This is a genomic window from Nannocystis punicea, assembly GCF_026965555.1.
Classification (GTDB): domain Bacteria; phylum Myxococcota_A; class Polyangia; order Nannocystales; family Nannocystaceae; genus Nannocystis; species Nannocystis punicea.
This window is the reverse complement of record NZ_CP114040.1, coordinates 10,974,990-10,987,500: the sequence shown is the minus strand read 5'-3', so window position 1 is coordinate 10,987,500 and position 12,511 is coordinate 10,974,990. Positions and strand designations below refer to the sequence as shown.

At 68.0% G+C, this 12,511-nt stretch carries 10 protein-coding genes and 2 rRNA genes (1 of these 12 running past the window's edge); 3 read left to right on the top strand and 9 right to left on the bottom strand.

Annotation, left to right across the window (positions count from 1 at the left end):
* Positions 1–2,502, top strand: a 23S ribosomal RNA gene (locus O0S08_RS42060) (it extends 441 nt beyond the left edge of the window).
* 165 nt (positions 2,503–2,667) lie between these two features.
* Positions 2,668–2,784: ribosomal RNA gene (rrf, locus tag O0S08_RS42055) — 5S ribosomal RNA — on the top strand.
* Between the two features lie 56 nt (positions 2,785–2,840).
* Here the strand turns inward: rrf and O0S08_RS42050 are convergent.
* From O0S08_RS42050 to O0S08_RS42035, 4 genes are all read right to left on the bottom strand, one after another.
* A complete protein-coding gene (locus O0S08_RS42050; protein WP_269035159.1) occupies positions 2,841–4,472 on the bottom strand; it encodes a HEAT repeat domain-containing protein in 1,632 nt (543 codons plus the stop codon).
* Between the two features lie 16 nt (positions 4,473–4,488).
* Positions 4,489–4,791 (bottom strand): hypothetical protein, encoded by a 303-nt coding sequence (locus tag O0S08_RS42045; RefSeq protein WP_269035158.1) that lies wholly within the window; start codon positions 4,789–4,791, stop codon positions 4,489–4,491.
* 175 nt (positions 4,792–4,966) lie between these two features.
* A complete protein-coding gene (locus O0S08_RS51465) occupies positions 4,967–5,125 on the bottom strand; it encodes an NAD(P)-binding domain-containing protein (protein ID WP_371879519.1) in 159 nt (52 codons plus the stop codon).
* A 55-nt stretch (positions 5,126–5,180) separates the two neighbouring features.
* Positions 5,181–5,969, bottom strand: coding sequence for a 3-oxoacyl-ACP reductase family protein (locus tag O0S08_RS42035; protein ID WP_269035156.1), 789 nt, complete (start codon positions 5,967–5,969; stop codon positions 5,181–5,183).
* Between the two features lie 108 nt (positions 5,970–6,077).
* Between O0S08_RS42035 and O0S08_RS42030 the strand changes: the two genes are divergently transcribed.
* Positions 6,078–7,004, top strand: a complete 927-nt coding sequence (locus tag O0S08_RS42030; RefSeq protein ID WP_269035155.1) for a LysR family transcriptional regulator — start codon at positions 6,078–6,080, stop codon at positions 7,002–7,004.
* Positions 7,005–7,053: 49 nt separating this feature from the next.
* Here O0S08_RS42030 and O0S08_RS42025 read toward each other — a convergent pair whose 3' ends face one another.
* The 5 genes from O0S08_RS42025 to O0S08_RS42005 form a co-directional block, all read right to left on the bottom strand.
* Positions 7,054–7,275, bottom strand: coding sequence for a DUF3820 family protein (locus O0S08_RS42025; RefSeq protein ID WP_269035154.1), 222 nt, complete (start codon positions 7,273–7,275; stop codon positions 7,054–7,056).
* A gap of 136 nt (positions 7,276–7,411) precedes the next feature.
* Positions 7,412–8,860 carry a glycogen synthase GlgA gene (gene glgA / locus O0S08_RS42020; RefSeq protein WP_269035153.1) on the bottom strand — a complete coding sequence of 483 codons (1,449 nt, stop codon included), beginning with the start codon at positions 8,858–8,860 and terminating at the stop codon, positions 7,412–7,414.
* Between the two features lie 11 nt (positions 8,861–8,871).
* The gene (gene glgC, locus O0S08_RS42015) at positions 8,872–10,134 is read right to left on the bottom strand and encodes a glucose-1-phosphate adenylyltransferase (RefSeq protein WP_269035152.1); all 1,263 of its coding nucleotides are present in this window, start codon (positions 10,132–10,134) and stop codon (positions 8,872–8,874) included.
* Positions 10,135–10,234: 100 nt separating this feature from the next.
* Positions 10,235–11,215, bottom strand: a complete 981-nt coding sequence (gene corA / locus O0S08_RS42010) for a magnesium/cobalt transporter CorA (RefSeq protein WP_269035151.1) — start codon at positions 11,213–11,215, stop codon at positions 10,235–10,237.
* Positions 11,216–11,245: 30 nt separating this feature from the next.
* Positions 11,246–12,421: a THUMP domain-containing class I SAM-dependent RNA methyltransferase gene (locus tag O0S08_RS42005; RefSeq protein ID WP_269035150.1), complete on the bottom strand. Its 1,176-nt coding sequence runs from the start codon at positions 12,419–12,421 to the stop codon at positions 11,246–11,248.
* Between the last annotated feature and the right edge of the window lie 90 nt (positions 12,422–12,511).

Genomic DNA, 12,511 nt, shown 5'->3' with positions numbered 1-12,511 from the left:
TGGGAGGACCATCTTCCAAGGCTAAGTACTCCTTGGTGACCGATAGTGTACGAGTACCGTGAGGGAAAGGTGAAAAGAACCCCTGCGAGGGGAGTGAAAAGAATCTGAAACCGTGTGTTTACAAGCAGTCGGAGAGCTATGGCCGCAAGGCAAAGCTCGACGGCGTACCTTTTGTATCATGAGCCAACGAGTTGTGGTCAGCGGCAAGGTTAAGCCGATAGGCGAAGCCGAAGCGAAAGCAAGTCTGAGAAGGGCGTTTAAGTCGCTGGTTACAGACCCGAAACCTTTGTGATCTATCCATGAGCAGGCTGAAGCGCGGGTAAGACTGCGTGGAGGGCCGAACTCACCACAGTTGAAAATGTGGGGGATGACTTGTGGATAGGAGTGAAAGGCTAATCAAACTGGGAGATAGCTGGTTCTCGCCGAAACATATTGAGGTATGGGGTCAGTCGATTTGCATCGGGGGTAGAGCACTGGATGGGCTAGGGGGACCACAATCTTACCGAACCCAACCAAACTCCGAATACCGATGACAACAGGCTGGCACTCAGGCAGTGAGAGCTAAGTTTCATTGCCGAGAGGGAAAGAACCCAGACCGGCAGCTAAGGTCCCCAATTCATCACTAAGTGGTAAAGGATGTGGGAGCACTCAGACAGCCAGGAGGTTGGCTTAGAAGCAGCCATCCTTTAAAGAAAGCGTAACAGCTCACTGGTCGAGTGAACCTGCGCCGAAAATTCAACGGGTCTAAGTGATGAACCGAAGCTCCGGGTCTATCGAAAGATAGGCGGTAGGCGAGTATTGTCTGCGCGGTGAATGCGTACGGAAACGAGCGTTGGAGTGCAGACAAGAGCTGATGTTGGCATGAGTAGCGATAAACCGGGTGAAAAACCCGGTCGCCGTAAACCCGAGGGTTCCTGGGTAAAGATCATCTTCTCAGGGTTAGTCGGTCCCTAAGGCGAGGCAGAAATGCGTAGTCGATGGGAAGCAGGCGAACATTCCTGCACCAGCACGGATGGTTTTGTAAGGTGGGACGGAGGAGGATAGCCGAGCGACCTGATGGATGGTCGTTCAAGCCGGTAGGCGGCTCGCGTAGGAGGCATCTGGCCACAAACGCGCGGGCAACGCCGAGAGGTGATGAGGGTCGCCGCAAGGCGGACAACTCGGTGAGTCCAAGCTTCCAAGAAAAGCATCGTACAAGTGTACCGCTGTGCTGACCGTACCGTAAACCGACACAGGTGGGTGGGGAGAACATCCCAAGGCGCTTGAGAGAACTCGGGTTAAGGAACTCGGCAAATTGACACCGTAACTTCGGGAGAAGGTGTGCCCTTGAGGGTGACGGGCCTCGCGCCATGAGCCTTTGGGGGTTGCAGAGAATCGGGGGTAGCGACTGTTTACCAAAAACACAGGACTCTGCGAAGTCGCAAGACGACGTATAGGGTCTGACGCCTGCCCGGTGCCGGAAGGTTAACAGGAGATGTCAGCGCAAGCGAAGCATCGAATCGAAGCCCCGGTAAACGGCGGCCGTAACTATAACGGTCCTAAGGTAGCGAAATTCCTTGGCGGGTAAGTTCCGTCCTGCACGAATGGCGTAACGACTTCCCCACTGTCTCGACCCGGGACTCAGCGAAATTGAAATCGGGGTGAAGATGCCCCGTACCCGCGGCAAGACGGAAAGACCCCGTGAACCTTTACTGCAGCTTGGCACTGGTTTTCGGACTTGTCTGTGTAGGATAGGTGGGAGGCTATGATGTGGGGCCGCTAGGTTCCACGGAGCCAACGTTGAAATACCACCCTGAGAAGTCTGAAAGCCTAACCGTGACCAGTGAGCCTGGTCCGGGACACTGCCTGGTGGGTAGTTTGACTGGGGCGGTCACCTCCGAAAGAGTAACGGAGGCGCGCAAAGGTTCCCTCAGGCTGATTGGAAACCAGCCGAAGAGTGTAAAGGCATAAGGGAGCTTGACTGCGACTCATACAAGAGGAGCAGGCACGAAAGTGGGCCTTAGTGATCCGGTGGTTCTGAATGGAAGGGCCATCGCTCAACGGATAAAAGGTACTCCGGGGATAACAGGCTTATCACGCCCAAGAGTTCACATCGACGGCGTGGTTTGGCACCTCGATGTCGGCTCATCGCATCCTGGGGCTGTAGTAGGTCCCAAGGGTTTGGCTGTTCGCCAATTAAAGCGGTACGCGAGCTGGGTTCAAAACGTCGTGAGACAGTTTGGTCCCTATCTGCCGTGGGCGCAGGAATCTTGAAGTGGAGCTGTCCCTAGTACGAGAGGACCGGGATGGACAGACCCCTGGTGTTCCGGTTGTTTTGCCAAGAGCATCGCCGGGTAGCCATGTCTGGAACGGATAACCGCTGAAAGCATCTAAGCGGGAAGCCAACCACAAGATGAGGATTCCCTGAAGGTCCGTCGTAGACGACGACGTTAATAGGCCGGGTGTGGAAGCGCGGTGACGCGCGGAGCTAACCGGTACTAATCGACCGTTCGGCTTGACCTTGGGCGCCGCTCCCGTGTGGCGCGTTTGAGGTCCGAGGTTCCGAGCGATACACGCACGAGGGTCAGAAGGACCCGCTCCGAAATGGAGCCCCGTGCACAGCGCACAATCTCTTTGCGAGCCCGAACCGCCTCGCGCGGTCCGCCTCGCAGCTCGTCGACAAGTTTTGCTGGTGGCTATTGCGGAAGGGCCACACCCGATCCCATCCCGAACTCGGTCGTTAAGACTTCCAGCGCCGATGGTACTGCAGGGGAGACCCTGTGGGAGAGTAGGACGCCGCCAGCGCTATGCCCCCTTCGAAAGAAGGGGGCTTTTTTATTTGGGTCTCGGCACATGGGCCGCTACTCGGCGACCGGGAGTGCCGCCTGAAGAAACCAGCGCTCGCGCTCGCCCGGGGGGCCCCAGGTGTCTTCGAGCCGGCAGAGCAGGACTGCGGGCGCCGGGACGCCGCAGCGGGCATAGGCGGCGAGCTTGTGGTGGCCGTCGAGCACCACCGCGAGCAGCAGCCGCTCCTCGCACTCGCCGCGCAACGTGCGTTGATCGATCCACGCGAGCACCAGGCAGGCCGGTCGGGCGCCGGCGCGGATCGCCTGCTCGTAGCGGGAGACCGTCGCCTCGTCGAGCGCGGCGAGCGGCTGCGTCGGCATGAGCACGCCGAACGTCGGGGGCTCGGTCGACAGCGGCTCGCGCACTTGAAAATGTTCAGTGCCGGGCCACGGTGACCAGACTTCGACGATGTCGGCGTCCTCGGCCTTGCGGTAGGGCCCTCGCCGGGACCACCACGACTGCTCGGGCGCGGTCACCCGCTCGAGGTCGAACTCGGCGCGCGCGGCGATCCAGTGGCCGGTGCGGAGGGTCGTCAGCAGCGGCGTCATCGCCGCGAGCCAGTCGAGCGACAGCTCCGATGTGTCGGCGAGGGCGTCGCGGACGGCGCCGGCGACCTCCGCCGCGCGCTCGGGGGGCCAGCCGCCCAGGCGCATGTGAGCCTCGCAGGTCTCGCAGTGTGAGCCTAGCCGGTAGAGCGGCCGGCCGGCGATCGACAGCGACGAGCCCCAGCGCAGCCACGAGGAGAATCGCGGCGGCGGATCGAGCTGCTCGCGGGCGATCCCGAGGCCATTCACGACGCAGAAGCGGAGCTCGTGAGGAGACGTGAGCGCGACCTGCTCGAGCTGCGGTGCGGGCCGGGATCGGGTGACGTCGAAGCCTGCCCAGCCGGCGCGGATGTGCGCCCGCGCCTGGGCGAGGTTCTCGGGGTAGAGCGGCAGCAGCGGCTCCCAGCCGACGAGCTGGCCGAGAGTGTGATGGAGCTCGTAGACCACCTCGTCGGGGGCGGTGCGCAGCTGCTCGAGCAAGCCCGGCGCGGCTGCGGGGTCGCCGAGCAGCTCGAGCGCGGCGACGATGGCGCACTGCGCCTTCGCCGGGACGTCCGGCAGGCGGGCCAGCAGCGTCGTGACGTGGTCGCGCGCGCCGAGGCGGCCGAGGGCGAGCGCGGCGGTGTAGGGGTGGGCGTCGAGGTGACGCGCGACGACCGGCGCGAGCCGAGGATCGCCGAGGCAACCGACGGCCTCGAGGACGACCTCGAAGTCGCGGCTCGCCTGCTCGGCGGCTCGCTTCGAGAGCTTGCGTTTGCGCGGGGTCGTGAGCGTGGCGGTCGCGGACGCGAGGAGCCGCTCGAGGATCGCGTCGGAAACCTTCGAGCCTCGCTCTGCGAGCGCGCGGAGGACCGTCGCGTGGTGGGCGCTGAACGCGTCGTCGAGCCACTCGACGAGCAGCGCCTCGGCCGCGTCCCCGGGCAATTTTTGTAGGAGCTCGATCAGCTCGGCGCGACGGTCAGGCCTGGCCGCGAATCGGGCCCGCGCTTCGGCCAGCAGATCGGCGGCGGGCCGCTCGCGGATCGCCTCGATCGTCGTCCACTTGCTGCTCGCACGGGCGAGCTCCTCGAGCTGCTGCGCGCCGGTCTTGACTGGGGACATGAGACCTCGAGAGTGTTCAAAATTTCAAGGATTGTTCGCCGAGCCGTCGCGCCAGCGCATTCGGACCTTCATGCGCTCCTCCAGCGGCGTGCCGCGATCGAAGGCGTCGTCGTGATGCAGGACGGCCAGCAGCCCCCGCGGCGAGGTCGCCGGTCTGCCAGCTCAGGTCGCCGGCGAGGGAGTTGGCCTCGCCGTCCAGGTACCGTGTGGGCGTGGTGTCGTCGAGCACGCGCGTGTCGCCGTCGCCGGCGGGGGCGCACGCCTGCACGGCGAGGCACGGACACAGGCTCGACAGGTTCAGCTTCGCCAGGCGTGACATCCGCGTCCTGATCATGATGCGCCGGGCGCGAGCGTAGCACGCTGGCCTGCGAGATCGGCGATGGAGCCAGGCGGCGCCCGTGTCGGGCGTGGCCCGGTACGAACACGAGCGTGCCCAGAGGAGCAGCATCATGACATGACTTATGGGGCATGCTCGAAGGGTCATGCCCCATAAGTCATGCCATGCCGGAGCTCCGTGAGGGCCGTCCTGGCGCGACAGCGAGGCCGTGTTCGAGACCGCGGCTGTTGCTGAGGAGCACGCGATGGCCGGCGCGCACGAGGTGCTGGACGAGGGCCTGGCCGATCGCTCCGGTGCCGATGACGCCGATCTGCATGACCATGCCTTTCGTGAAGTGGGGTGATTGGAGAATGACGACAGCCGTGAACGGCTCAGGCCGCGAAGCCGCCGTCGATGCGGAGGTCGGCGCCGGTGACGTAGGCGCCCTCCTCACCGGCGAGGTAGGCGACGAGGCCGGCGATCTCGCGGGTGTGGCCGAAGCGTTGCACGGCGATGAGGCCGGTGAGGTACTGGCCGTTGGGGCCGCCCGCCGGGTTCATGTCGGTGTCGACGGGGCCGGGCTGGATGTTGTTGATGGTGATCCCGCGGGCGCCGAGCTCGCGCGCGAGGCCGTGGGTGAAGCCGGACAGCGCGCCCTTGGTGAGGGCGTAGAGCGAGGCGCCGGGGAACGGGACGTACTCGCTGTTGATGCTGCCGATGTTGATGACCCGGCCGCCGCGGTCCATGTGGCGCACGGCCTCGCGGGTGGCGACGACGACGCCGCGGACGTTGACTGCGAGCATGCGCTCGAGGTCGTCGTCGGCGACGTCGACGAGCGGGGCGGTGCGGGCGATCGCGGCGTTGTTGACGAGGATGTCGAGGCGGCCGAAGGCCTCGCGGGTGCGGGCGACCGCGCGGCGGACCGCGTCGACGTCGCCGCTGTCCGCCTCGAGGGCGAGGGCGCGGCCGCCCGCCGCGGTCAGCTCGGCGACCAGGGCGTCGGCGCGGTCCCTGGCGCCGGCGTAGGTGAAGACGACCGCGGCGCCGTCGCGGACGAGCCGCTCGACGATCGCTGCGCCGAGGCCTCGCGAGCCGCCGGTGACGAGGGCGACCTTGCCGGCGAGCGGGGTGCGGGCGAGGGTGGATGCGGGGGTGGTGGTGGCCGGGTGCGTCGTGGTCATGCGAGGAAGATGCTTGCGGCCGGCATTGACCGGTAGTAACAAAACATTCCGAATACTTTCAACGAATGGTTGAAAGTGCAGACGCGAGAAGTCGAGAGGAGACGCCCCGTGGAGAGCCTGGCCGCCGTCGAATGCTTCGTTCACAGCGCCGAGGCCGGCAGCTTCTCGGCCGCGGCGCGCAAGCTGGGGGTGACGCCGGCGGCGGTCAGCAAGAGCGTGGCCAAGCTCGAGGAGCGGCTCGGGGTGCGGCTGTTCCAGCGGACGACCCGCAGCTTGAAGCTGACCGAGCCGGGGGAGCAGTTCCTGCGCGAGGCGGCGAGCGGCCTGCACACGTTGCAGGCGGCGATGGCGGGCCTGGCCAGCGCGCAGCACGAGCCGGCGGGCACGCTGCGCGTGAGCATGTCGCCGACGTTCGGGCGCGACTACATCCTGCCGATGCTCGGCGAGTTCCTGGCGCGCTACTCGGCGATCACGCCCGACTGGCACCTCGACAACCGCCAGGTCGACCTGGTCGGCGAGAACTTCGACGCGGCGATCGGCGCGGCCATCGAGCTGCGCTCGGGGATCGTCGCCCGCGAGCTGGCCCGCGCCCACATCGTCGCCGCCGCGACGCCGCAGTACCTGGCCCGCCACGGCGCGCCGAGGTCGCCGGCGGAGCTGGGGCGCCATGACGGCATCGTCCTGCGCTCGCCGCAGTCGGGTCGGGTGCGCACGTGGTCGTTTCGCAGCAAGACCGGCGAGGAAGCGACGCTCGAGCCGCGTCCGCGGATCGTGTTCAACGACATGGAGGCGATCTGTCAGGCCACGCTGATGAGCCTCGGCGTGGGCCTCATCAGCATGCCGCACGCGGTGCCGCACCTCGACAGCGGCCGGCTGGTCCGCGTGCTGCCGAAGTGGCACGCCGACGCCGGGGCGATCTTCGTCTACTTCGGCGGGCAGAAGCTGCTGCCCGCCAAGACGCGCGCGTTCGTCGACGCGCTGGTGGCCTGGTTCCGCCGCGAGAAGCTGGCCGAGCGCTTCCGGGCCGACCGGTGAGTTTGAAGGGACATGTCCATGAAGACATGTCCACCGGGTTATTTTCGCGTCAGCGCAGCGACCGCAGCATCCGCTCGAGGCCGTTGGTCTTGATCTCGAGCATGGCCGCCAGCTGCCGGCCGAGCTTGCCCGGCGGGAAGCCCTGGCGCGAGAACCACACCAGGTACGGCTCGGGCAGGTCGAGCAGCGCCACGCCCTGGTACTTGCCGAACGGCATGCGCGCGTCGATCAGGTCCTGCAGCGCCTCGGGGTCGAGCTGGAGTTCCGCCACGCGCGCAGGGTACCGCAGGACCGACAGGCGTGCAGCCGCGCTGCCAGCGCCTGGGTCCGCGGGTCGCGGGCGCTCTCGGACATGTTTAAACGGGCATGTCTGAACAGACATGCCCGGAGGGACAGGCCTGCCGCGCTCAGTAGCCGAGGGCGCGGCGGTAGAGGTCGAGGTAGCGGGCGGCGCTGCGGCGCCAGCTGAAGTCTTCCTGCATGCCGTGGCGGACGAGCTGCTGCCACACCGGGCGGTTGTGGTAGAGGGCGATCGTGCGGCCGAGGGCCCAGGCGAGGGCGGAGGCGTCGATGTCGTTGAAGAGGACGCCGGTGGCGAGGCCCGCGCCGAGGGTCTCGGGGGTGGTGTCGATGACGCTGTCGGCCAGGCCGCCGGTGCGGCGCACGACCGGGACGGTGCCGTAGCGCAGGCCGTACATCTGCGTGAGGCCGCACGGCTCGGTGCGCGAGGGGATGATGATGGCGTCGCCGCCCGCCTGCATGCGGTGGGCGAGCGGCTCGTCGTAGCCGCCGCGGTAGGCGACGCGGCCGGGGTTGAGGCGCGCCGCCTGCTGGAAGCCGTCGACCAGGCGCTCCTCGCCGGAGCCGAGGACGGCGAGCTGGCCGCCGCGCTCGAGGATCGAGCGACCGGCGCTGAGCAGCAGGTCGAGGCCCTTCATGGTCACGAGCCGGCTGACGACCACGAACAAGGGCGCGTCGGGATCGGGGTGGAGGCCGAGCTCGAGCTGCAGCGCGCGCTTGCCGATCCGCTTGCCCGTGAGGTCGTCGGCGCTGTACGGCGCCGGCAGGTGCGGGTCGGTGGCCGGGTTCCACGTCTCGGTGTCGATGCCGTTGAGGATCCCGTAGAGGTCGGCGTCGCGCCGCCGCAGCAGGCCCTGCAGGCCGTGGCCGTAGGTCTCGGTCTGGATCTGCCGGGCGTAGGTCGGGCTGACCGTGGTGATCTTGTCGCTGTACCAGAGGCCGGCCTTGAGGAAGCCGAGGTGGCCGTGGAACTCGACGCCGTGGATGTCGAACATCGAGCCGGGCAGCCGCAGCGCGCCCATCACGTCGGCCCGGAACACGCCCTGGTAGGCGAGGTTGTGGATCGTGGTGATGGTGGCCACGCGCTGCTGCGGCGGCATCAGGGCGACGTAGGCCGGGACCAGGCCCGACTGCCAGTCGTGGCCGTGGATCAGCTCGGGCCGCCAGCGGTCGCCGCCCTCGGGCCCCGCCAGCCAGGTCGCGGCGTGGCACAGGGCGCCGAAGCGCAGGTGGTTGTCGCCGAAGTCGCGCCCGTGCTGGTCGACGTAGGGGTTACCTGGCCGATTGTACAGGTGGGGCGCGTCGAGCACGAGCAGCTCGAGCTTGCCGACGCGGCCGTACATCAGCTTGGCCGGGCCGCCGCCGACGAGGTTGTGGAGCTCGACCTCGCGGCCGCGCGCGTGCAGGCCGGCGAGCACCTTGGGGTAGCCGGGCACGAGGACGCGGACGTCGACGCCGAGCTCGGCCAGCGCGATCGGCAGGGCGCCGACGACGTCGGCCAGACCGCCGGTCTTGACGAGGGGATAGACTTCGGAGGCGACGAACAGGACGCGCATGCGGGGGCTCGTTACAGGCGGTCGATCATCTCACGCGTGATCAGGGTGACGCCGCTGCTGGTGCGGAGGAACCGACGGGCGTCTTCTTGCGGGTCCTCGCCGACCACCAGGCCCTCGGGGATCTCCACGCCGCGGTCGACGACGACCTTGGTCAGCCGCGCGCTGCGGTTGACGACCACGTCGGGCAAGACCACCGCGCCCTCCAGCCGCGAGTAGGAGTTGCAGCGGACGTTGGAGAACAGGAGGCTGCGCCGCACGAGGGAGCCGGAGATGATGCAGCCGCCCGAGACCATGCTGCCCAGACACATGCCGCGCCGGTTGTCCTCGTCGTGGACGAACTTGGCCGGCGGCAGCTGCTCCTGGTAGGTCCAGATCCGCCACTGCGGGTCGTAGAGGTCGAGCGGCGGGATGATGTTGGTGAGGTCGATGTTGGCCTCCCAGTAGGCGTCGACGGTGCCGACGTCGCGCCAGTACGGGGTGCCGCCGGCCTCGCTGACGACGCAGCTCTCCTGGAAGCGGTGGGCGAACACGCTGGCCCGCCCCTGCACGAGGTACGGGATGATGTCCTTGCCGAAGTCGTGGTTCGAGTTGGGATCCTCGGCGTCGCGGCGCAGCTGCTCGAACAGGAAGTTGCCGTTGAACACGTAGATGCCCATGCTCGCCAGCGACATCTCGGGGTTGCCCGGGATGTGCGGCGGGTCGGCCGGCTTCTCGACGAACCGCACCACCCGCCCGCCCGGGTCGACCGCCATGACCCCGAACGCGCTCGCCTCCTTGCGCGGGACCTCGAAGCAGGCCACCGTCACGTCGGCGCCGCGGGTCACGTGCTGCCACAGCATCTTGCCGTAGTCCATCTTGTAGATGTGGTCGCCGGCGAGGACGATGACGTGCGACGGGTGCACGCTCTGGAAGATGTCGAGGTTCTGCCATACGGCGTCGGCCGTGCCGCGGTACCAGTTCTCCTCGTTCAGCCGCTGCTGCGCAGGCAAGAGGTCGACGAACTCGTCCATCTCGCCGCGCAGGAAGCTCCAGCCGCGTTGCAGGTGGCGCAAGAGGCTGTGCGACTTGTACTGCGTCAGCACGGAGATCTTGCGGAACCCCGAGTTGATCGCGTTCGACAGCGCGAAGTCGATGATGCGGAACTTGCCGCCGAAATAGACGGCCGGCTTGGCCCGGCGATCCGTCAGCGCGGCCAGACGGCTGCCGCGCCCCCCGGCCAACACGAGGGTCAGCGCGGTTCGGGTGAGTTCACGAAGACGCGGCTCGAAGACCATGCGAGGCCCTCCTTCAGGTCATGTACCACCGGCCGGGTCGCGAGATCAACAACGCCGCAGGACGGCCGCCCGCGGACCACCGGACGCGGCAGGGCCCGCATCACAACCAGTGCCGGCGCCGGAACCATATGATGAGGCCGGCGGCCGTCACCGCCATGAGCCCCAGGGCGAACGGGTAACCGAAGCTCCACTTCAGCTCCGGCATGATGTCGAAGTTCATGCCGTAGATGCCGGCGATGAAGGTCAGGGGCAGCATGACGGTCGAGATCTGCGTCAGGACCTTCATGATCTCGTTGGTCTTGTTGGCCGAGACCGACAGATAGGCCTCGACGGCCGCCTGCACGCCCTCGCGGTTGGCCTCGGAGATGTCGGCGACCCGCACGAAGTGGTCGTAGATGTCGCGGAAGAAGGCGATGCTGTCGCGCGGGATGAGGTCGATGTGGCCGCGCGCCAGCGACTCCAAGATCAGCCGCTGGTGACCGGTGATCCGGCGCAGGCGGTTGATGGTCTTCTTGGCGTCGAGCACGAGCTCGAGGTGCTCGGGCTCCGGCCGGTGGATGATGAGGTCCTCGAGCGCGTCGAGCCGGGCGCCGATCCGGTCCATCACCGGCAAATAGTTGTCGACCAGGCGGTCGAGCAGGCGGTGCAGCACGCGCACGGAGATCCACGGGCGGTGGCACGGGTCGCACACGTCGCGGTGGAGCTCGCTGACCGAGCGCAGGACGGTGTCCGAGTGGTGGGTGACGACGTACCGCGGGCCGGCGAAGATGTCGAGCTCGAGGGTGTTGACGACGAAGCCGTGCTCGAGGTCGAGGCTCTGGAAGTCGACGCCGTGGACGATGAGGAACACGTAGTCGTCGTAGACGTCGAGCTTGGGGTGGCCGTAGTCGTGGAGCATGTCCTCGATGGCCAGCGGGTGGAAGTGGAACACCTCCGAGAGCACGCGCGCCTCCTCGTCCGTCGGGTCCTGGAGGTCGAGCCAGATCGTCACGTCGGGCTCGGCCAGCAGGCGCGGCACGGCCCCGAGGTCGGTCTCGTTCCAGTGCCCGCGCGTCGGGTGAAAGGCGTGCAGCGTGAACACCCGCCGAGGGTACCACGCGCGCGCCGGGCCTCAGCCACGCGGCCGGACGTCGGGGTGCGTCTGCTCGGCCAGCGCGAGCTCGACCGCGAGGCCGCCCGTGCGCGTGCTCAGGACCGGGTGCAGCGCGACGCCCACGGTGACCCGCAGGTCGGGCGGGCACAGCAGCGCGGCGCGCCACGCGGGGAACCTGTCCCGAAGGACGTGTCCGATGTGGGCGTAGAGGTCGCGCAAGGTCCGAGCGCGGCCGACCCGCACGCCGTAGGGCGGGTTGGTCAAGAGCAGACCGCTGGGGCTGAACGGCTCGCAGGCGGCGAACGGTCGCACCGCGAAGGCGATCGCGGCGTCGACCCCGGCCCGCTGGGCGTTGGCGCGCGCCGCCGCGACCGCGCCCTCGTCGCGGTCGGAGGCGACGATCGGCGCGTAGGGACATGGCGCTTGGGACAGGCGTGTGGCGGCCTTGCGCAGGGCCGGGTAGGCGGCGGCGAGCGCGGGCCAGCGGGCGCACGAGAAGTCGCGCAGGGCCCCCGCGGGCTTGCCGTGGGCGATGAGCGCGGCCTCGATGGCGATCGTGCCGGAGCCGCAGAAGGGGTCGAGGAGGGGCTCGCCGGGGCGCCAGCCGGCCGCAGCGAGCAAGGCGGCGGCGAGGGTGGGGCGCAGCGGGGCCTTGGCGGTGGCGAGCCGGTAGCCGCGGCGGTGCAGCGGGTCGCCGGAGCTGTCGACGCTGACGGTGCAGCGGTCGCGCTCGAGGCGGACCACCAGGAGGACGGTCGAATGCGAGGAGCTGGTCTCGGGGCCATCTTCGCCGTCGTCGTGCGGGTGAGCGAGCTCGACGTGGCTGCCGAGGCGCGCGGCGACGGCGAGGTGGACGCGCTCGGCGATCGCGCCCGTGTGGTAGAGGCGGGACTTGTGGGCGGTGGCGCGCACGGCCAGGCGCACCGGCGCGTGCGGCGGAAACAGGTCCTCCCACGCGATGTCGACCAGCCGCTTCGACAGCACCGCGAAGTTGACGGCGGGGAACTCGGCCAGGCGCACGAGCACGCGCGTGGCTGTCCTTAAGTGCAGGTTGGCCGCCACCAGCGCCCCCCAGTCGCCGCGGAAGCCGACCCCGCCCGGCACGACCCGCCCGGGGCCGAGGCCGAGCGCGTCGAGCTCGGCGGCGACCAGCGGCTCCAGCCCGGGCAGGGCCACGGCGAACAGCTCGCGCATCAGGCCCAGTCTAGCGCGGTTGCGACGTCGATCACAATTCGGGGGCGACGAAGACCAGGTCGCAGGTCGCCGCCCCCGCCGCGCCGGCCG

Excerpts from the sequence above, each read along its gene's own strand:
- glgA (WP_269035153.1), bottom strand. The coding sequence starts at position 8,860 with ATGCGCGTCCTGTTCGTCGCCTCCGAAGTCTATCCCCTCGTCAAGACC.
- O0S08_RS42050 (WP_269035159.1), bottom strand. The coding sequence starts at position 4,472 with ATGTCCCCAGTCAAGACCGGCGCGCAGCAGCTCGAGGAGCTCGCCCGT.
- O0S08_RS51465 (WP_371879519.1), bottom strand. The coding sequence starts at position 5,125 with ATGCAGATCGGCGTCATCGGCACCGGAGCGATCGGCCAGGCCCTCGTC.
- O0S08_RS42045 (WP_269035158.1), bottom strand. The coding sequence starts at position 4,791 with ATGTCACGCCTGGCGAAGCTGAACCTGTCGAGCCTGTGTCCGTGCCTC.
- glgC (WP_269035152.1), bottom strand. The coding sequence starts at position 10,134 with ATGGTCTTCGAGCCGCGTCTTCGTGAACTCACCCGAACCGCGCTGACC.
- O0S08_RS42035 (WP_269035156.1), bottom strand. The coding sequence starts at position 5,969 with ATGACCACGACGCACCCGGCCACCACCACCCCCGCATCCACCCTCGCC.
- O0S08_RS42005 (WP_269035150.1), bottom strand. The coding sequence starts at position 12,421 with ATGCGCGAGCTGTTCGCCGTGGCCCTGCCCGGGCTGGAGCCGCTGGTC.